This window comes from Nocardia sp. KT25-26 (genome assembly GCF_056627695.1).
Map to the genome: position 1 here is coordinate 4,623,280 of NZ_CM152813.1, position 19,567 is coordinate 4,642,846.

15 protein-coding genes and 1 pseudogene are annotated in these 19,567 nt (G+C 61.2%); 6 read left to right on the forward strand and 10 right to left on the reverse strand.

The features are described from left to right. Positions 1–417: 417 nt before the first annotated feature. The 3 genes from AC1HFH_RS20925 to AC1HFH_RS20935 all read left to right on the forward strand — a co-directional run bounded on the left by AC1HFH_RS20925 (position 418) and on the right by AC1HFH_RS20935 (position 3,898). Positions 418–726, forward strand: coding sequence for a hypothetical protein (locus AC1HFH_RS20925; RefSeq protein WP_480244486.1), 309 nt, complete (start codon positions 418–420; stop codon positions 724–726). Between the two features lie 2 nt (positions 727–728). Then, complete coding sequence (locus AC1HFH_RS20930) at positions 729–3,242, forward strand: TPR repeat domain-containing protein (protein WP_480244487.1); 2,514 nt, start codon at positions 729–731, stop codon at positions 3,240–3,242. A 152-nt stretch (positions 3,243–3,394) separates the two neighbouring features. Continuing rightward, positions 3,395–3,898, forward strand: coding sequence for a DUF3558 family protein (locus AC1HFH_RS20935; RefSeq protein WP_480247925.1), 504 nt, complete (start codon positions 3,395–3,397; stop codon positions 3,896–3,898). 87 nt (positions 3,899–3,985) lie between these two features. Here the strand turns inward: AC1HFH_RS20935 and AC1HFH_RS20940 are convergent, their stop codons facing one another. Then, positions 3,986–4,570, reverse strand: coding sequence for a DUF3558 domain-containing protein (locus AC1HFH_RS20940; protein WP_480244488.1), 585 nt, complete (start codon positions 4,568–4,570; stop codon positions 3,986–3,988). A gap of 27 nt (positions 4,571–4,597) precedes the next feature. Beyond that, positions 4,598–4,969: a hypothetical protein gene (locus AC1HFH_RS20945; protein ID WP_480244489.1), complete on the reverse strand. Its 372-nt coding sequence runs from the start codon at positions 4,967–4,969 to the stop codon at positions 4,598–4,600. Between the two features lie 214 nt (positions 4,970–5,183). Here AC1HFH_RS20945 and AC1HFH_RS20950 point away from each other — a divergent pair. Then, positions 5,184–5,340, forward strand: a pseudogene (locus AC1HFH_RS20950) (IS5/IS1182 family transposase); the annotation flags it as partial. 251 nt (positions 5,341–5,591) lie between these two features. Here AC1HFH_RS20950 and AC1HFH_RS20955 read toward each other — a convergent pair. The 8 genes from AC1HFH_RS20955 to AC1HFH_RS20990 form a co-directional block, all read right to left on the reverse strand. Next, positions 5,592–6,200 (reverse strand): DUF3558 family protein, encoded by a 609-nt coding sequence (locus AC1HFH_RS20955; protein ID WP_480244490.1) that lies wholly within the window; start codon positions 6,198–6,200, stop codon positions 5,592–5,594. Beyond that, on the reverse strand, positions 6,197–6,574 hold the full coding sequence (locus AC1HFH_RS20960) for a hypothetical protein (protein ID WP_480244491.1): 378 nt from the start codon (positions 6,572–6,574) through the stop codon (positions 6,197–6,199). The genes AC1HFH_RS20955 and AC1HFH_RS20960 overlap by 4 nt, the downstream gene beginning before the upstream one ends. Before the next feature lie 185 nt (positions 6,575–6,759). Continuing rightward, positions 6,760–9,876 (reverse strand): type I restriction endonuclease subunit R, encoded by a 3,117-nt coding sequence (locus AC1HFH_RS20965; protein ID WP_480244492.1) that lies wholly within the window; start codon positions 9,874–9,876, stop codon positions 6,760–6,762. Beyond that, positions 9,873–11,102 (reverse strand): restriction endonuclease subunit S, encoded by a 1,230-nt coding sequence (locus AC1HFH_RS20970; RefSeq protein WP_480244493.1) that lies wholly within the window; start codon positions 11,100–11,102, stop codon positions 9,873–9,875. The genes AC1HFH_RS20965 and AC1HFH_RS20970 overlap by 4 nt, the downstream gene beginning before the upstream one ends. A gap of 2 nt (positions 11,103–11,104) precedes the next feature. Continuing rightward, the gene (locus AC1HFH_RS20975) at positions 11,105–11,911 is read right to left on the reverse strand and encodes a hypothetical protein (protein WP_480244494.1); all 807 of its coding nucleotides are present in this window, start codon (positions 11,909–11,911) and stop codon (positions 11,105–11,107) included. After that, complete coding sequence (locus AC1HFH_RS20980; protein ID WP_480244495.1) at positions 11,898–13,478, reverse strand: type I restriction-modification system subunit M; 1,581 nt, start codon at positions 13,476–13,478, stop codon at positions 11,898–11,900. The genes AC1HFH_RS20975 and AC1HFH_RS20980 overlap by 14 nt, the downstream gene beginning before the upstream one ends. Before the next feature lie 383 nt (positions 13,479–13,861). Further along, the gene (locus AC1HFH_RS20985) at positions 13,862–15,046 is read right to left on the reverse strand and encodes an XRE family transcriptional regulator (protein WP_480244496.1); all 1,185 of its coding nucleotides are present in this window, start codon (positions 15,044–15,046) and stop codon (positions 13,862–13,864) included. After that, positions 15,039–15,854 carry a hypothetical protein gene (locus AC1HFH_RS20990; RefSeq protein WP_480244497.1) on the reverse strand — a complete coding sequence of 272 codons (816 nt, stop codon included), beginning with the start codon at positions 15,852–15,854 and terminating at the stop codon, positions 15,039–15,041. The genes AC1HFH_RS20985 and AC1HFH_RS20990 overlap by 8 nt, the downstream gene beginning before the upstream one ends. Before the next feature lie 233 nt (positions 15,855–16,087). Here AC1HFH_RS20990 and AC1HFH_RS20995 point away from each other — a divergent pair, with 233 nt between their 5' ends. Continuing rightward, complete coding sequence (locus tag AC1HFH_RS20995; RefSeq protein ID WP_480244498.1) at positions 16,088–16,894, forward strand: TIGR02391 family protein; 807 nt, start codon at positions 16,088–16,090, stop codon at positions 16,892–16,894. Positions 16,895–17,396: 502 nt separating this feature from the next. Then, the gene (locus tag AC1HFH_RS21000) at positions 17,397–18,974 is read left to right on the forward strand and encodes an endonuclease NucS domain-containing protein (RefSeq protein WP_480244499.1); all 1,578 of its coding nucleotides are present in this window, start codon (positions 17,397–17,399) and stop codon (positions 18,972–18,974) included. Positions 18,975–19,567: the final 593 nt, after the last annotated feature.

Here is a 19,567-nt window from a genome sequence, read left to right on the forward strand (position 1 = left end):
GGGGCGGCATCCCCTACCCGGGCGCTTCGTCTTTGTAGGACGCCCATACGGTATGCGAGTCCTAACGCTGTAAAAGCAGGTAGGCCGGGATCTTGTGACGTGTCCCACATGTGGCGAGCCTTCCGGCGTTGGGACTGTCCTACCCACTATTAGGCAGGAACACTACCGGCTCGTTGGGAATGGGAAGCCGGACCTGGAGTCACAAGATGGTGACAACCTGATGTCCACCCCGGACTCGGGTATCGCCTTGAACAACCGAACAGACCAGGTCACCCGCCAGATCACGGCTAACATCGGACAATAAGCCACGTCGAGTCCCCTGGGGTCAACCGGTGGTGACACCTGACGGTGGTGGGGGTGATGACCGGATCGGTATCGTCACCGGGGACCAGACGATCATGACCAGGGGGGTACCTCATGCTCTCGGCCGATATCCCGCAGATGCACGACCTGGCCGGCACGCTCGACGATGTCGGCAACCAGATCGACGCACTCGATGTCCGCACCGCCACCGTCGGGCTCGCTGCGGCGCTGCCCGGGTGCCCGATCCCGGCGGCGTGCGAAACCGCGGGCGAGCACACCGAAGGTGCGTGGCTGCGGGTCGCCGACCGGATCCGGCAAATCGCCGCGATCACCACCCGCTGCGCCGACAACATCGAAGCCACCGATGCCGACTTCAAGACCCAGCTCGACACCATGAGCTTCCAGATCCCCGGAGACCGGTAACCATGTTGAAGGTCACGCTGCCGCAGGTCGAGCAGTGGCAACCCTGGCAACTCGGCGCGTGGGCCGACGTACTCGAAGCCCAAACCCAAACCTACACACACGAACTCGGCCGGATGCGCACCCATTTCGCCGACCTCCATGGTTCCTGGGCCGGCGCCGCCCACGACGCCGCCGATGACCGCATCACCGAAGAACACACCCAAGCCCTACGCCTGGATACCGAAGTCACCGACCTCGCCGGCACGGTCCGCGCCGCTGGCGACCGAATCACCACAGAACGCACCACCCTGCTCGACCGGGTCGCCGACGCCAAAGCTCCGTTCACCGTCGACGGGACCGCGGTGATGTTCACCGTGTCTGAGCTATGGATCGTCACCGCCGACTACCGAACGGCCGGACGGATCACCGAAGACGTGCGAGCGGCGATCATGGCCGAAGCCAACGCACGACAGCAAGCGATCAATACCGCCTACTACTCGTTCGCCCACGCAGTCACCGAAGCCACCGATGCGATCTCCACCGCATCCGGGGAGATCCGCGCCCGAGGCGACCTCCTCGGCAATGGCATCGACTCCGCCACAACCGATGTCGACGCCAGGTTGACCGCAGACCAAGGCCGAGCAGACGGTGAAACCATCGCCGACGGAAAACTGTCCGACGAAGAGATCGCCCGGATCGCCGACAACCTCACCGCCGCCGGACTCACCGCGAGTCAGCTCGCCGCGCTCGAACGCGGTGAGGAAGTGACCGTGCCCGCCTCCACGATGAGCTACCTCACCGAGCTCTACGACAAAGCCGGCCGCGACGGACTGATCGGAGTCTCCGAGCAACTCCGCAACGACAACACCCCAGCCGCCGCCAAGCTGCGGGAAAACCTGGCCAACGGACTGCTCACCGTGTCCAACGACCAAGTTGTCGGCCGCGACTACCGCACCGGCAAAGACGACCCCGGAGGCTGGCACAAACTCCACCCCGAAGTGAAAGAGATCATCGGCACCCGCCCCGCGCTCGGCACCGACGCACCCGACGCCAACACCACCCGACTCCCCGACGACTACCGCAACAACGCCTGGGACTCCCGCAACCAAGCCGGCTCCTACAAGGAATACGTCCAAGACCTCAACCGGTTCGGCGACTTCCTCAACACCTCCGGCGACGGCTACCAGCCCGGCGACCGCCTCGGCCTCGAACTCTCCCGCCAAGCCGCACACCAAACCGCACTCATCGACTCCGGCGAATACCGGGACGCGGTCAACCCCAACGAACGCAACGTCATCGACTCCCGCGCCGAGAAGACCGCCCGCGACCTCCTCGACGTCGGCACACGCAACAACACCTCCAACTGGGCCCTAATCGAAGGACCGGAAGCGGCTGGACACAGAATCTTCGGCGAGGGAACACCTGGCCAGGAATTCAACGGCGACTACAGCTTCGACACCGATGTCGCACCCATGTTGGAGCATGAATGGAGTGACGACGGCAAGGCCGCCGCCGGTGCGTTCTCCTGGATCCAGGAGAACGCGACCTCACCCGACCCCGAAGTCGCGGAACGGGCCGGCAATTCCGCCCGCACTATCGCAGACTACATTGCAAGTAACAAAGACCATCTACTCAACCTCGACGGTGAGCACACCGAATCCTTAGGGCAACGCAATCCCCACCTGTTGGATGGTGTATCTGCCTCCCTCACACCCTACATCCCGGATATGGCGGGCGTACCCGATGCCGACACACCGTTGACCCGCGGATTCGGGAACGATTTCACTGACCGCACCGGAGACTTCGGGAACGCAACCAACGTATTCGCCGTGATGGACACCGACCAGAAGGTCGCCGCTGCCTGGAACGCTCAGGCCCTGATCTCCGCTTCAGAACTCCAATCAGCGTGGCTCGACTCTGCACTCAACGGCGAACACGGACCGCGCCGAAGCCTCGCCGAAGGTGCAGGGATTATCGAAGGGCTGGTCGACGCCGGATTGACCGCCGAAATGGACGACCGTTCCGGAGACCAGGTCTCCGAAGCCAAGCAAGGGTATGCCGACAAAGGAGCGGCATACGACGCAATCAAAGGTGTCCTTACTGGTGCCATCAAGTACACCCCAGTGATCGGGCCAACGGTCGGGGACATGGCCGGCAACGTTCTGAGTCCGGGTATCGATATTGCCAACAGCTATGTCAAGAACGCCGTCACCGGGTTGTACTTCGCACCTAACCACGCAGAGCCGAACGCAAGTGGTGCGCACAACGCCATCCACCCCGGTCGCTGGCACCAAATGGTGCAGAGCCTCGAATCACTCCGCGGCCCGGTACCTCACGCCCCCGAGTTCGCGCCACTCTTCGATTCCGAAGGACGACTCAACGACTACGAGCAGCTGACCGGCGAGCGATCCCCCTATGCCGGAAACCTAACCGATGGCCTGGTAGCTGTCCTGTATGGGTACAACCCCGAACTACTCGACAGTATTGAGAACTACCGGCTTGCAGTCGATGAAGGACGGAGATCGGTGCCATCATGAGTCACACCTACCCCAAGACCGGTACCGCCCTCACGCCGGCTGACGTCGTTGTCGCTCAATCCCGTCATGGCTGGACTCGGGAGGGGCGAGCAGCGCTGGCACGCTGCGCGGATGGGTCGTCAAGCTGCCGGACGCGGGCTGCGGGCGGCGTGATGGCTTTGTCATCGATTGCAGCACTGGCGCTGGGGTGCGCTCCGGAGAGCTCCGCGTCTATCGCGGTTCGGGTCAATTCGCCCGATGTGCCAGTGCAGTGGGATCCTTGCGAAGAGATCACGGACGACGTTATCCAACAGCTTGGGTTCGAATCGGGGACTCGCGAGAGAATGGAATACGAGGACGATCGCTACAAGAGAACCGGGTGCCGATTCGAACGCATCAGGGAAGACGACGAGGATCCAAAGCAGCGAGGATGGCTGACAGTCATGTCCCACCTGAACCCACCAGCGAGTTTGCGTCCTTTCCATACACAGCCGGAGTCGGTAATGGTCAATTCTCGCGAGGGCCTACTGGTGGGAGATGGATCGTACTGCCTCATTGGCATGACCGCGCCTGACGGAATGATTTCTGTGCGGCTGAGCGCATTCGAGCCACAGGCGTGGGGCCCATGTCGGCAAATTGAGGACGCGGCCCGACTCATAGAACAACAGATCGGTTGACCCAGACCACACCCAAATCGGCATGAAAGCGATCCTGGAATACAATCTGAATCAATTTAGTTGAACTGGAAGTTTTTTACTCGGCTCCTACAGTTCGGGAACCAACGGCAGCAGTTCGCCAGCCACGTCGATGACACGCTTACATGCATCAGCTTCTTCCATTACACCCATCTGGACCGACATTCGGAGGGCGAGCCCGGGTTGCGACTCCATGACCAAGTAACACGGGTCATCCAGAGTATCGTCCAGCCGGTAGGTTAGAACGGGCCGGCCATTGACGGAGCCTTCTAGCGCTATGTCTGCGTTTTTCGTACGCCATTCACTATAGGATCTGTTGTTGACACTCAGATACAGGCTTTCAGACATGGCGCCTACATCGTCTTTGACCTCAAATTCACATCCGAGAGAGGACACGGTGTCGTCGTGGTGGTCTGAGCGTTCCCGGTACTGTGGGTCGTACCCGATATCCCGGACGGTGCGGTCGCTGATCTGCGTGCACGGATCGAAGTGTATATCAGGCCGCCCAGCATTGTGAAACTCAGGTGGTGAATCAACAGGACGAGCAAAAGTACTTGCCCCGGTCGACGACAGGGTGGTGTCACCGGCGGTTTCTTCTGCAGGTGATTCGGAAACTCCACACCCTGCAATCAGCAAGGTTCCAGTGAGGGTCACTGCACAATATAGGAACCGCATCCTGAATCAACCCACCGTTCCTTCGATCCGCCGCACAGCGGCGGCGCTCCTCTCATCCGCCTGGGTGTACATTCCCGCAGCCCTGAAAAACGATTCCTGAAGTTGCAATGCGCCAGTGATATGCTGCTGAAGTACTTCAATATAGTCGTCCACTTTACGAGTGAACCCTGCCCCCACTTGCTGCATTGACGGAAACCCCCCGACATTAGATAGGTCAGTACCACGCTTGATCTTGTCGATTTCGTCCACGAGTCCGTCGATCACGGCCTGGAGCTGTCGAACGACCTCCAGCGCCGCATCCTCCTCGAACTTGACTTCCCCAGCGGCGATAGCATCGTGGAACTCCTGGATCTTCGCCTGCCCATAGTCGACTTGCATGGCCACCCCCTGTCGGTTCGCTTGCCGCAGAGGCTACCAGGCGAGGCAGCGTTCTTGTCATGACGAGGAGGCTGTTATGGCGGCCTGCTGCTGCTAACCTTGATCTTTCGCCGGGCCGACGACCCGGCGAAAGATCGAGACTAAGACCATGTCTCACATGGGTGTAGTTCGTTCAGACGCCGCCGAGTCTGGATGTGCTGCATGATGTTCGGTTGTGGTGGATCCGTTGTCGCGACGTCTGGTGCCGGACGGGTTGTGGGAACTGGCCGAGCCGTTGCTGCCAGAGTTCGGTGTTCGACCGCAGGGCGGTGGGGTGGCGCCCGTGGACCAGCGGGCCGTGTTCACCGCGGTAGTGTATGTGCCGGTCAGCGAAACAGCACATCCTACCCGACCGCTCGGGCATCCCGTTGGCGGTCGATCTACGATCGCGAGGGCATCCAAGTGCGGGACGGGCTGGTTACGGTGCGGCTGGGAGCAGAGCCGTCGGCGACGTGGGGCCATGCGCTCAGATCGAGGTAGCTGCTGGCCTGATCGAAGCACAAATCCATGAAGACGACCGCTGAAGCAGCCAGATTGAACCCCTTTCACGGGTACGTACCATGTAGGAGGACCGATGCCAGAGCTACAATTCGGGCACGAGCGGTAGCAGTTGGTCGGCAACCTCGACGACGCGATCACATGGACTGGAATCCGAGAGGTCAAAGCTTACAAATACCGACACGTTCACTGTTCCGGTTTCGGATTCCAGGTCGAGATAACACATATCCGCGCCTGCGGGACCATCCTGCCGATACCGAATTGCGTGACGACCACCGACCTCCACCACTTCGAGGACATCGGAGTATTTCGTGCGGAGCTCATTGATGCGCACATTGGTTGATTCCAATCCAAGGATCTCGACCGTTCGGCCAGCACCGTTCAACATTTTGAATGTGCATCCGAGCGAAGCGAGACCCCATTCGACACGATCATCCCGCTCACGGGTACTCGGATCGTAACCCAGTTCAGCTACGACCGAATCGCCGATTTGCGTGCACGGATCGAATGCAACGTCAGGGCGGGTCGAATTCTCTTGTGCGGGCGCAGGATCCACCCGCACCGACACCTCCGACTGGGACGAGGACGAGGTCGTCTCTGCAACGCCGGTCTCAGGATTGGCGGGATCCGAGGTGTTGCAGGCTGTGAGGAGCAGGGCCGTCAGTACGAGACCGGTCACTATGCCGCGCATCATGTTGCATCCACAGACTCGGCGAGGATACGCATCGCAGCCGCATACTTGCCGTCAGCTTCGCCGTACAGTTTCGCAGCTCGCAGGAATGCCTCCTGTAGTTGTAGTGCCCCGCAGAGATGCTGACGAAGAATCTCCCCGTACTGCTCGGCTTTCCAGCTGAACCCTTCCCCGAGCCGCTTCGCCGACGGAAAGCCTCCGATGCCGTCAAGGCGGCAGCCGCTGTCCGCTGCCGCCATCTCTGCACGTAGTCCATCGACTACGCCATCGCGCTGCCGGACCGCCTCCCGCACCGCACCCTCGTCGAAGGTCAGTGCTCCGGCGGCGACGGTGTCGTTGAACGCCTGGATCTGCACTTGACCGTAGTCGACCTGCAATGGATCCCCCAATCGGTGTGTCCCGGTGCAAACAGTACCAGCGCGGCCGCCCGTGATCCGAGGCCGGCTTGGTCCCGTCAACGGGACCGGTCAATCCGAGATCGTGTGCGGACATAACCGAACACCATGCACCACAACCGATCACGACCTGAAGCGACCTACGCCGAATCGACGTGAGACCAGGCCTACTCGTAGACACCTCTGTTGGACGTCAGCCCAAAGTAGCGTTCGAAGAATCGAGTTAGCGCATCGATACTGCGCTTCTTCTTGTCGCCGTGGTTGGCCTCACGGTTGAAGCGGGAGACCGGAGGAAGGATCTTCGTGATCTCCGTTCCGGTCGTGCGGATCTGTCCATCGCGGAAGGCAGCATCGACGAACGCTCGAGTCTGTTCGGGCTTCAGCTTCTGTTCCTCGATGATCGCTGCCAGTTCGGCATCACGCTTGGCGTCCACGTACGCCTTCCACTGTTCATTCACGGAACCATCAACCGACAGCGAGTCGACGAAGTCCTCGACCAGATCCCGTTTGCTGCGCAGGCTCGGGCTGGAATCGACCGCACGCGAGATCTGGGCGCGAATCTCCTTGTTCTCCCCGTCGCCACGCTCGGCGCGCATCTTCTCGACGAGCATCAGGATGTAGTCAACGTTGATTTCAACCTGCTTGACCAGCTCAATTTCGAAGACGACGTCGTCGTTTATGCGCTCCTTCTCAGCATCAGTATCCGTGCGGAACTCGGCATACAAATTGAGGTAGACGCTGCGGTAGTCTTGGTGCTGACGCTCCGTGAGGAGGTCTTGGCCATCGAAGTCGTCGAACTCGGTCAGTATGTTGTGCAGGCGGAGGACGGCGCCGAACAGGTTAATGAAGTCCTTCTTGTCCTGCTCCCCTACGATCCGTATGCCCAGGGGGAACCGCTGTAGCAGGTCGTTCACCTTCTCGGAGTACTCGCTGTAGTACTCGCCGTAGGACGGCACGACCACGATCCCGCGCGCGTCCTTGTTGCCGAACAGCTCCAGCGCGGCGTTTGTCTCGTCTTCGAGGTCGCGAAAGACGATGACATTGCCGTGTCGCTTAACGGAGTTCAGGATGCGGTTGGTGCGCGAGTACGCCTGGATGAGTCCGTGCATACGCAGGTTCTTGTCGACAAAGAGCGTGTTGAGCGTCGTAGCGTCGAAACCGGTCAGGAACATATTGACCACGATGACCAGGTCGATCTCGCGGTTCTTCATCCGCTGCGAGAGGTCTTTGTAGTAGTTCTGGAACTTGTCCGCGCTGGTGTCGTAGCTGGTACCGAACATGGTGTTGTAGTCCTGGATCGCCCTGTCCAGGAATATGCGCGCATCGCCTGATAGGCCGTCGGTGTCGAAGGCTTCGTCATCGAGGATTCCGTCATCGGTAGCTTCGTTGGCACCGTACGAGTAGATGATTCCGACCGTCAGGCGCCGATCCGACGTCAGCTCTTCCTGCTGCACCTTGAACTGCTGGTAGTAGCGCTGCGCCGCCTCGATCGAGGCAGTCGCGAAGAGCGCGTTGAAGCCGCGGACGCGCTTGCGCTCCTTGAGCGCCTCGGCCTGCCGGCGCGTGCGCGTGGACTCCGCCACGTTGGTGACGACGGAGTGCTCGTAGCTGGTCTGACGCTTCGTCTTCTGGTCGAAGTGCTCCAGGATGTACGCCGTGATCTCGCTGATCCGACGCGGATCGAGCAGGGCCTTCTCGCGGTCGATCGCCGAGACCTGCTTATCGTCGGGGTTCCCGACCTTGATGGTGTTGATGTAGTCGATCCGGAACGGCAGGACGTTCTTGTCCGTGATCGCGTCCATGATCGTGTACGTGTGCAGCTTCTCGCCGAACGCCTGCTCGGTGGTCTTCAGCAGCGGGTTGCCACCGTTGCCGGAGTTCGCGGCGAAGATCGGCGTGCCGGTGAAGCCGAACAGGTTGTAGCGCTTGAACGCCCGCGTGATGTCAGTGTGCATGTCGCCGAACTGCGAGCGATGGCATTCATCGAAGATGATCACCGCATGACCTGAGAACACCTCGTGGCCCTTGTTCGCCTTGATGAACGTCGACAGCTTCTGAATCGTCGTGATGATGATCCGCGCGTTCGGATCCTCGAGTTGCTTCTTCAGGATCGCCGTTGACGCGTTCGAGTTCGCCGCGCCCTTCTCGAACCTGTCGTACTCCCGCATCGTCTGGTAGTCCAGATCCTTGCGGTCGACGACGAACAGCACCTTGGCGACGTCAGGCAGCTTCGATGCCAGCTGCGCCGCCTTGAACGACGTCAGGGTCTTGCCCGAGCCCGTCGTGTGCCAGACGTAGCCGCCGGCCTCGACGGTGCCGAGGGTCCTGTAATTGGTAGAGATGTCGATCTTCTGCAAGATCCGCTCAGTCGCGACGATCTGGTACGGGCGCATCACCAGCAAGTCGCGGTCGGCCGTGAGCACGCAGTACTTCGTGAGGATATTCAGCAGAGAATGCTTCGCGAAGAACGTCCGGATGAACGACGTCAGTTCCACGATTGGCTTGTTGTTCGCATCCGCCCACCAGGAGGTGAACTCGAACGAGTTGCTCGACTGCTTCCCCTTAGTCGTGCCCTTCGCCTTCTTGACCTCGTCGAGACGCTTCGCGCGCGTGCTATTCGAGTAGTACTTCGTCAACGTGCCATTGCTGATCACAAACAGCTGCACGTACTCGAACAGTCCCGACCCCGCCCAGAAACTATCGCGCTGGTACCGATCGATCTGGTTGAACGCCTCACGGATATCGACGCCCCGGCGCTTCAACTCGATGTGCACCATCGGCAAGCCGTTGACGAGCACCGTCACGTCGTAACGGTTCGCGTAGTTCGCACCACCCTCGCCCCGGTCGACCTCGTACTGGTTGATAACTTGCAACTGATTGTTGTGGATGTTCTTCTTGTCGATGAGCGAAACGTTTTTCGTCGAATCATCGTCACGCTTCAGGATCTGGACATGATCCTCTTGGATGCGCACGGTCTTCTCGACGATTCCGTCATTCTGGCCGGCAATCTTGGTCGTGAAGAACGTCTCCCACTCCGCGTCCGAGAAGGTTATCCTGTTGAGCCTCTCCAGCTCTTTCCGAAGGTTCGCGACCAGCTGCGTCTCGGAAGTGATCGGGAGGTACTCATACGCCTGGGTCTCCAGTAGACGGATCATCTCGCGCTCAAGCGCGGCCTCCGACTGGTACGCCTCTGCCTTCGCCGGCTCGGGGAGGTACTCGGCAACGACCGTGCTCTCCGACGAGATCGCGATTGGGTCGAACTTGCGCGCCTGTGCGTCACTCATGCCGCCAACTCCTTGAACGTCAGCAGACGGTCGCGATAGTGCTCGTATTGCTTGCGACGGGCATTGAGCTCGGCAGAGAGACCGATACTGATGTCGCTGACGAGCGCATCGAACTTGTCGAGCGTACGAACGATCGCTGCCTGTTGCTCAAGCGTGGGCACCGGAACGCGAACCCGCTTCAGTGCATTCGCGTTGAACTGCGGTTGACCTGCTGTGCTCACCAAAGAGTTAGCTTGGTCCCAGTACGCAGCACTTTGCGCATAGTGCCAGTAGAACGCGGGCAGCATCCGGTTTTCCTTGAACCTGATACGGATCAAGAAGGACGCGTAAACTGCTGGCTCCCCAGAGCCGACGAGCATAGTCTTCCCGTATGTTGCACCGGTACGAGCCATCAGGACGTCCCCTGGCCGAACCACGTACTCGGAAGCATCATTGCCAGGAGAGACGAACTTTGCGCCATCAGGAGACAGCTTGCCTTGCGGATTGATGTCAGTGATCCGCAGGAAGCGATGCGTGCCTGCATCTGCAGCTTTATCGGTGAATCCATACTTGAACTCCGCAATGTCGCCCAGGACTACCGTCTGAACTACTGACTCATCGCCACTGAGAGCCGCGCCCCGGTAGTGCGCGAGCTGGGCGCATCGGGCTTTCATCTCCGCCTCCAGCTCCGATTCCAGTTCCGCCTCCAGCCGAGCGAACCTATCCAAGACTCGCGCGATCTCGTGCTGCACCTCAAGAGGCGGCACTGGGATCCGAATCTTTGCTAGCGAAGCGCCGGAAACACGTCGAACCTTGGTCCCAGAAATGAACCGTCGCTTCTGTTCCTGGAACATCGTCGACTGGAAGAAGTACGCCATGTACTTCGGGTCGAGGTCATGGCGATAGATGTATGCATCGCCACTGAGCACCACCTCAGTCTCGCCAAGCCACGCGGTGGCCTTGGCGACTGCGTCGTCATCTTCGCTCGTCGTCGCGATCAGCAAGTCGCCCGGTCGTGCGTGACGGAGCTTTGCAGCGATCGCTTCCTCGGTGAACGACTTCGTCTCAGCAGCCCACACGCCGTAGTGGGTGTGAATCTGGCCGTAGTGAATCGCTGGAATGCCTTCATCGCGAAGGTCGGCCTTCTGCAGGCCGTTCCCCCGGATGAATTCGCCTACCCGGCCGAGGGTGTTGTGCTCTACACCGTCCGGGCACAGCTCCCGGATCAGTTCCGCGATACGAGTCATACTCACGCATCTCCTCGTGCAAGCGCGCCGACGTTCTCGATACTCCATCCAAGTTCATCAATGGCTTGAGCTACCACGTTGTCTCTGTTGACTTCCTCGACGACCCCGAGAACCAGCTGGAGACACGGCTTAAATTTCTGAAGCGCCTCCACTTCACTTGAATCGCCGTGAATGATTCCACTCAGCTCTCGGAACAATTGATATCCGTCACTAGAGAAGCGCTGGGGAATAATCCTGCGCCGTGCATTTACCTCTTCAAGCACCTGAGAAAAGGGGCGTGGATTACCATTTTGCCTCATGGTCTCGACTCCGAGGATTTCGGCAACCTCCCAAGTGACCTTCTCAAAAATCTTGCGGAGGTAGATTACGGATCCAGCACCAAGACCGCTCTCATACGCGAGATGTGCTCGCTTCACAAGCTCCGAGAACGGACCGGCTGCAACGTCGACACGTTCCGCCCTCTCTCTAAGATTCTCGGTATATCTCTCGATGTATACCTCCGGCGCCCTGGAATGAAGCATCCCGCTTGACGCAACCAAGAACCATGTTTCTATCGACGAACGGCACACCATGCAACGCAACGTCGCGTCGATGCTGATTTGGTTGTCCCCGACGCCCAAGCATGAGAGTTCATCGGCCGACTCAAATGGCCTGACATCATTGCACTCATGACAATGAAAGTTGTGAATGACTTTGCCAACCCGGATCTTCTTATGCTTCCCCCAGCCAAGCGGACGATCTGAAAGGAATCCCTCGACTTGAGCTGCCGTCACCTCGGGCGCTTTTGAGAGCAAGTCAGACAACCTCATGTCCCCCTACTTCCAAACTTTCTACGATTTCGTCGATCGCTGTGCGGAGCTCGGCCTGGCGCGCCACGATGCGCGCGATCTCAGCGTTCAGCTCTGTAATGTCGACCTTCTCGCGCGTGTCCTCCGCCTCTACGTAGCTGGACACGGCGACGTTGTAGTCATTGGACGCAATGTCCTCGTTGCTGACGACCTTGGTGAAGTGGTCCTCCGGCTGGCGCGTCGTGAATGCTTCGAGGATCCGCGCCTGGTGCTCCTCAAGCAGCTTGTTCTTGTTGCCCACGCGCTTGGACTCTGCCGATGCGTCGATGAACAGCACGTCGTTGGTCTTCTTCGACTTCTTCAGAACGAGGATGCAGGTTGCGATCGTGGTACCGAAGAAGAGGTCCGGCGGCAGCTGGATGACCGCGTCGACGTAGTTGTTGTCAATGAGGTATTTACGGATCTTCTTCTCCGATCCCCCGCGATACAGCACGCCGGGGAACTGGACGATCGCGGCCGTGCCGTTGACGGCCAGCCAGCTGAGCATGTGCATCGTGAAGGCGAGATCGGCCTTCGACTTCGGCGCCAGCACGCCGGCCGGCGCGAAGCGCTCATCGTTGATCAGCAGTGGGTTGGCGTCGCCTTCCCACTTGATCGAGTACGGCGGGTTGGAGACGATCGCCTCGAACGGCTCATCGTCCCAGTGCTGCGGGTCGATCAGGGTGTCGCCGTGGGCGAGGTTGAAGTCGGCGTAGTTGACGTCGTGCAAGAACATGTTGATCCGCGCCAAGTTGTACGTCGTCAGGTTGATCTCCTGACCGTAGAAGCCCTGGCGGACGTTGTTCTTGCCGAGTACCTTGTCGAACTTCAGCAGCAGCGACCCGGAACCGACCGCCGGGTCGTAGACCTTGTTGACCTGCTTCTTGCCGACCACGGTGATGCGCGCCAGAAGCTCGGATACCTCCTGTGGCGTGTAGTACTCGCCACCCGATTTGCCGGCGTTGGCCGCGTACATCTGCATCAGGTACTCGTAGGCATCGCCGAAAAGGTCGATCGAGTTGTCCTCGAAGCGCCCCAGCGGCAGGTCGCCGATCGCGTCGAGCAGCTTCACCAGCTTCTGGTTGCGCTTGGCGACCGTCGAGCCGAGCTTGTTGCTGTTGACGTCGAGGTCATCGAACAGACCCTTGATGTCGTCCTCGCTGTCGGTGCCGAGTGCCGATCCTTCGATGTTCTTGAACACCCGCTCGAGCGTCTCGTTGAGGTCCTCGTCGTCCGCAGCTCGCCTACGGACGTTGACGAACAGGTCGGACGGCAGGATGAAGAATCCCTTCTCAGCGACCACCTCGTCGCGAGCGAACTCCGCCTCCGAGTCGGACATTCGAGTGAAGTCGAACGACTCGTCACCCGCCTCATGCTCGCCCTTGTTGATGTAGGCCGTGAGGTTCTCGGAGATGTACCGATAGAAGAGCATGCCCAGCACGTAGGACTTGAAGTCCCACCCATCGACGCTTCCACGCAGATCGTTCGCGATCCGCCAGATCGTCTTGTGCAGCTCAGCGCGCTGCCCTTCTTTGGTTGTGGGTGCCATGTTGCAGTTGTTCTCCTCCGCGCCACGGCGCGATTCGGTTGCTGTGAGGTGGTGGGGTCAGGTTACCGGCGGGCCACCGATAGGAAGCGACTGCCGCGCCTGCTCCGGACGCCCAACGCCCGGTACCGGGATCCCCTGCTTGCCCATGTTTGTGTGTCCTACCAGGTGTTGTGTCCTACCGGGAAATCGAACCAACGACCACCCAGCAGGCGGGCCACGGTGGTGTACGGACCAGCGCGTTCCTCATTTCCGGATATCGTCGACATAGGTCTCGCGCTCATAGCCGAAGCGGAATGTCCACGTTGTTCCGACGCAGCCGACCCGCACGCCTGGCCAAGGTGATCGGGAGTCGCTCGCACGCAACGCCGCTGTAGTCGTCACGGTCAGCGAGCCGTCGTCTCGAGGTCGGTGACCAGGCGCAGGACGGGCCGCTCATCGGGTTGACCGAGGAGCTGGCGCACTCGCTTGGGGCGCCATCTCAGCTCGCGGGCCAGGCCGGTCAAGGTGAGGGTGCCGTGGTTTTCGGCGAGTTCGAAGGCCTTGGCTAGCAGGGTGGGTGTCTCGCCGGGATACTGAGTGACAGGATCGGAGCCGAGTATGCCGACCTTGTAGAGGTGGTTGAGGCGTTGGTAAGCACGGCGGGCGACGGCGTCAGAGATCGCGCCGGTTTCGCAGGAGCGGTACACCAGCGACTTGATCGAGACGCCCCACTCGTGACTGAGCTGCCGGAGCGCGTTGGTGTCGAAGCGGCGGGGAAGCTGGTCGCGGATCTGGTCGGCGGGGGTGAGGAATTCGGCGGCGAAGGCGTCGGCTTCGTGTTCTTGTTCGGTGTCACCGGGAGCGGCGTCGCGGTGCAGTACGAGGTGGCCGAGTTCGTGTGCCGCGGTGAATCGGTGCCAGCACACGTCGTCGCTGCGGTCAGGGGTGAGCACGATCATCGGTCGAGGCATGCGGGAGGTGGAGAAGGCGTTGACGGTTGGGGTGTCGTCGCCGGCGAACTCGGCCATGGTGGTGACGATCCCGCGCATCTCCATGGTGCGCACCAGGTGTGGGATCGGGCCGGGCCCGATTCCCCAGTGTGCTCGCAGGGCGCGGGCGGCGGCTGCCGGGGTGTCACCGAGTTCGGTGGGATCGTCGGGGAGGAACCCGGGCAGGTCGATCGCGGGGAACTGAACGTGGCGCTCGAGGACGTGGGTGAGCTCCCACACCTGCTGAGCGAAGGCGACGGCCTTGGCGCGCTGGGTGGCCTTGGTCGAGCGCAGGCTGCGGAAATGCGCGCTGGCGCCGTCGAGTTGGGCGAAGGGGCGCCCTGCGGCGAAGAACTCGACGGGAACGTCGAGGACTTCGGCTACGCGGAGCAGGTGGTCTGGCCGTGGGGGTGAGGTCATCGATTCCCACTGACTCACCGCCGCGCCCGAGACCCCGATCTGGCTGGCCAGCGCCGCTTTGGTCAGGCCGGCGAGCTGGCGGGCCTGGGTGAGGCGGGCGGGGTCGAACACCACCGCGGAGGCCGGAGCCGCCGCGGTGGTGTCGCCGGAGAAAAGTGTCAGGGGTGGACGTTCAGGCATCGCTCGAGGTCTCGGGTTGCGGCATCGGCGGCTGCCCGCCGTCCGGTGCGGTCAGCGGCGGGAGTGGTGCCAGTTCGAACTCGGGCGGTGGAGCGGATTGATCCCAGCGGGGGCCGGTGCCAGTCTTGGGCTCGGGAACCGGTGCCGGGCCGGTGGTTTGCACCGGGGCCTGCTCGTCGTCGGGGGGTGCGGGGATCTGATGGATCTCGCTCCAGTTCAACCGGCCTCGTTCGTCGGCTTGGGAAGCTTCGCCCCAGTAGATGCGTAGGATTCCCGCGCGCGGATTGGCGGCGTAGGCGATGAGGACGAGCCGCCCGGCCTGGATCGCGTCGTCGAGGAAGGTCTCGGCGTCCTCGAATTCGGCGTTGATCTCATCCTCGGTGAGGTCGGCGTGGTCGAAGGAGAGCTGGGAGTCGGACTTTGCCTGGGTGAGCGCCAGCAAGCTCTCGCGCAGCTTCGACATCGTCATTCTCGCGTTCGTCACCGGCGTGTGAGCGTCGTCGGCGAACTTCCAGAGGTACAGGATGACGTTGTCCTCACCCACTACGTTGAGCTCGTAGCGGGCGCGTACCGGCTTGATCCGTCGCATTTCCGGTACGACGGCCTCGATCGCGTGGCCCACCTCTTCGTCCTGGACCAGCCACATCAGGCCGTAGCCGTCGTTGGTCGCCAGCGCCAGACCTGTGTGAGCGGCTAGTGCGCGTTGGTGCGCGGCTCGAAGACCGCGCCAGATCGCGTTCCGCAACGGCAGGGCGTTGCCTCCGAATCGCTTGGTCTCCCACGGTGTGGGTACAACCTGCTCGCTCATGGATCCCTCCCTGGCACCCCGCCACGGTCACTTATGATTTTAGAACCGAGAGCAGGGTAGCACTTAAGTTTCTCGCAGCGACTGCGCGCCACGCCGTCGAGGCTCGACTTCTTCATGGTCGCTTCCAGCCGGCCGGAGTGCACCTGCATTGCGCCACTGCAACGTATTTCGCGCCTGATCGCTGCCGGGTGAACTCCCTCGACACGACAGCGTGTACGTGGTTTCCTCTCAAGGTGAGCGAACCCATGTGGGATGCCGCTGTCGTGGTTGGGGTGGCGCAGGTGCTCGGCGCTACCGCCGACGGACTGACCGGAGCCGAGATCGGAACGCTGTTGGCGCGGTTGAACATCCAGGACCCCGGCGCGATCACCAAGTGGAAGCGGCTGGAGATGGGGCTGTCGGCGCGGCAAGCCCAGGACATGTCGTCCCAACGAATCATCACCTTCATCAACGAGGCGATGAAGCCGGTGCGTTACATCAACACCCCGGACATGTTCACTCGACGCCAGGACGGGCTGAACGAGGTGCTGTCGTTCGCCGGGCTGCGCGTTAACGACCGCGGGCAAGTGACCCGCGGCGCCGTCTCGACCACTTTGGACGAGGCGAGCAGGAATGCGGCCTCGCTGCGGGCGGAACTGCGGCGCCGCCGCACACATCCTGAAGTGCTCGCCTACTGTACGGTAGAGCTGCTGAAGAAGAGCAATTTCCACGCCGCATTGGAAGCGACGAAGGGCGTTTTCGATCGTCTACGGGTTCTGTCCGGGCAAACCGGCGACGGGGCCAGACTCGTCGATGCCGTGCTGACGCTACGTCGCACGGGAATCCCGGTGATCGCGATCAACAGCGGCCGGTCGGTGACCGACCGCGACGAACAGACCGGATTCGCGACCTTGCTCAAAGGGCTCACCAGCATGTACCGCAACCCGACCGCGCACGACCCACGAGCACTGCGCTCCTTCCCTGACGCCGACCTGCTCGAACTACTCACCATGCTCTCGATGGTGCACCGACGACTCGACACCGCAACCGTCAGACCCTGACGGGTCACGATCCTGGTCCGTTCGTTCGATGGCCGATATCAGCACAGCCCACCGCGCGGAAGTTCGGAATCCGGACGACGATGCTCATCTTCGCACCCGCAACTGCTCCGCTCTTCGCACCCAGTTTCGTTGGCTCGGGTTGGGATCCCGATGGCTAAACCGCAGCCAACCACCGTGCAGGTGCCACCACAGTCGTCTCTGCGCCGTCGCACCACGAGATCCACCAGCGTGAATCGAAGAGTCGGGGCCGGCGGCACCAGGGTCTATCCGTCGTTGCTATTCCACCGGCGGCCGTATTGGTCTGGGATGGTTTCCCAACCCAGATCGGGTGGTGACCAGCCGCTGAGCCTGCCAGTTCCGGGGAGGTGGCAATGCTCGTGGCTGTACCACAGCAGAAACCCGCACTGATCGATGCTCGGCTCCCGTTCGTACGGACACCAAAGCACCTGTCGGTGGGCCACGTTAGGATGGTCCCACAAAGGCTTTGAGCAGGGAGGATACAGTGACTTTCGCTCCTCGAGAGTCGAAAATTCGACAGCACCTCGCCAGCCACCTGGAGCTGCTGGAACCCGGCCTTCGCCTCTTCCGACAGGAGTACTGGATTGCGAACTCCCACGGCAGCGGTGGCTACATCGATGTCCTCGCCCGCGACCGGCATCAGAACTGGGTCGTGATCGAACTCAAGCGCGCGAACAAGTCAGCCCGCGAGACTGCCCAGGAACTCACCAAGTACGTCGAGCTCTTACGCCGCGAAAAAGCCCTGCTGCCCGGTAGGATCCGCGCCTTCGCGGTCGCGCTCGAACCTCAGTGGCACGAGCTCCTGACGCCGCTGAGCAACCTCGCCCGTGACTGGGACCACGACCTCCGCGGCTACTGCCTCGCGGTCGACGACAATGGTGTCCCGCAATCAGCGCAACCTGTCGAGTTGCTCGATGAGCCTGTCGAACGACGACTCACCTCGGTTCACGTCGTGTTCCTCTTCGGTGACGAATCCGAACGTGACCGGTGCTGGGACTCAGTCGTCATGTTCGCCGCGGAAGCCCGAGTAACCGACCTCGTCGGCGTCCACCTCGACTACGGCGGCGCATCGGACATCGTCATCTACCCGCACGCCCTCTACCTCGCTTTCGGCCAGGTCGACCTGCCCGGTCCACTCGGCAACGACCACCCCTGTGTCCGTTTCTGCCGTCACGCGCTCTTGGACAGCAAAGAGCGTGACGAATACGAGCACCCGAACGAATACGACGCCCTCACACACGTGTGCTCGAACATACGAGCCAGAGAGATCGCAAGCGCGAGCCCGGACATCTACTCCCAGCTCACCCGTGAGGAGAACTGGATCGCCACGCGGGTCCGCACAACTGGGGTGTTCAGCCACGACACCTACCAGGACGCCGACATCATCCGGCTTCTTCATGGCCACGACGGCGGAGCCAAGATCCTCTTCAAAGGCACCGCCAGCACCAAGAGCACCGGACCATGGCGAGAATTCCGGCAATCGGTGATGACCAGCCTGGCAACCAACAACGACTGGACCGAACTCATCGGCACATGGCTCGATCGGATGGCCGAACTCCCCGGCGAACACGACGTCACACTCGGCATCTACAACCCGTGCGACATCATCTCTACCTTCGTGCACGGACTACCCGACAGCCTGCACAAATACCAGCCCTCCGTCATCGGCGTCGCAGAACCCCGCGACAGTCGATCTGCAACACACGTCCTCCGAGGTGGACTCCGATGGAACGGCACGCAAGTGCCCGACCTGATCGGCTACTTACGACTCGTGTACCGGGATGTGATCTCCTGGCACGCAGCAAACTACGGCGGGATCGTGCACCAGACAGACCACGAACTCCTCAGGTACTGGGGAATCCGGCACCTGGTCGAAGAGATCACCGTCTACTCAGACCACCGCGATAATCAGAACCCCGACGTCATAGTCCGGCTCCCAAGCGCCACTGCTCCCGAAGACCTCGACGAGTGGACAAGCATTCACTCCCTGGAGGACTTTATCGAGCACCACCTTTACGATGTGTGGCAACTCGTTCGCGAGTACAGCAGCATGCACTCGTAAGCCAGACGCGGCCCGGATTACACTGGCCCCGGTGGTGCAGAATCTCGCCACTACCGCGGCGCACGCAGGGACGTCGGCCCTTAACCCGGCCACAACCACACCGGCGAGGCGACTGGGATACCGCAAACCTGGCTCACAGCCCCTCAACCCCGTACCCAGCTGATTCTGAACGATCGGGACTGCTGCACGGTCAGGTGACGATGTCACCTACCCCTGCAGCAGCCCCGTGCCGCATCGAACCCGGGGTGGTTCACTCAGTTGACAAGTGGATGCACCGGTACACCACTCGACGCCGTCACTCCGCGATCGGGATGATCAGCCCGATCACCTTCGAACAATCACTCTCCACGGCTGCCCCAGCCGCTTGACCCCTGTCCACCATTCGGGGGGGAACCTCAGTCTCACGGGCATAGTCCCGCGTCTGGAGGTGATGGTGAACGGCAACGGATTCAGCCCGCGCCAACCTCACACCAAGAGTTCAGCGTGATTGCCGGTGATCATCCGTACGCAGGCGCGAATCCGGAGTCAGCGTCATCGCAGGTAGATCACCCAACACCTCCGACAGATGATGTGAGGGAACGTTATCGGTGGCA

Bases quoted from the DNA above. Each gene is read 5' to 3' on its own strand.
- AC1HFH_RS20925 (WP_480244486.1), top strand. From the start codon at position 418: ATGCTCTCGGCCGATATCCCGCAGATGCACGACCTGGCCGGCACGCTC.
- AC1HFH_RS20930 (WP_480244487.1), top strand. From the start codon at position 729: ATGTTGAAGGTCACGCTGCCGCAGGTCGAGCAGTGGCAACCCTGGCAA.
- AC1HFH_RS20935 (WP_480247925.1), top strand. From the start codon at position 3,395: ATGGCTTTGTCATCGATTGCAGCACTGGCGCTGGGGTGCGCTCCGGAG.
- AC1HFH_RS20945 (WP_480244489.1), bottom strand. From the start codon at position 4,969: ATGCAAGTCGACTATGGGCAGGCGAAGATCCAGGAGTTCCACGATGCT.
- AC1HFH_RS20955 (WP_480244490.1), bottom strand. From the start codon at position 6,200: ATGATGCGCGGCATAGTGACCGGTCTCGTACTGACGGCCCTGCTCCTC.
- AC1HFH_RS20965 (WP_480244492.1), bottom strand. From the start codon at position 9,876: ATGAGTGACGCACAGGCGCGCAAGTTCGACCCAATCGCGATCTCGTCG.
- AC1HFH_RS20970 (WP_480244493.1), bottom strand. From the start codon at position 11,102: ATGACTCGTATCGCGGAACTGATCCGGGAGCTGTGCCCGGACGGTGTA.
- AC1HFH_RS20975 (WP_480244494.1), bottom strand. From the start codon at position 11,911: ATGAGGTTGTCTGACTTGCTCTCAAAAGCGCCCGAGGTGACGGCAGCT.
- AC1HFH_RS20980 (WP_480244495.1), bottom strand. From the start codon at position 13,478: ATGGCACCCACAACCAAAGAAGGGCAGCGCGCTGAGCTGCACAAGACG.
- AC1HFH_RS20985 (WP_480244496.1), bottom strand. From the start codon at position 15,046: ATGCCTGAACGTCCACCCCTGACACTTTTCTCCGGCGACACCACCGCG.
- AC1HFH_RS20990 (WP_480244497.1), bottom strand. From the start codon at position 15,854: ATGAGCGAGCAGGTTGTACCCACACCGTGGGAGACCAAGCGATTCGGA.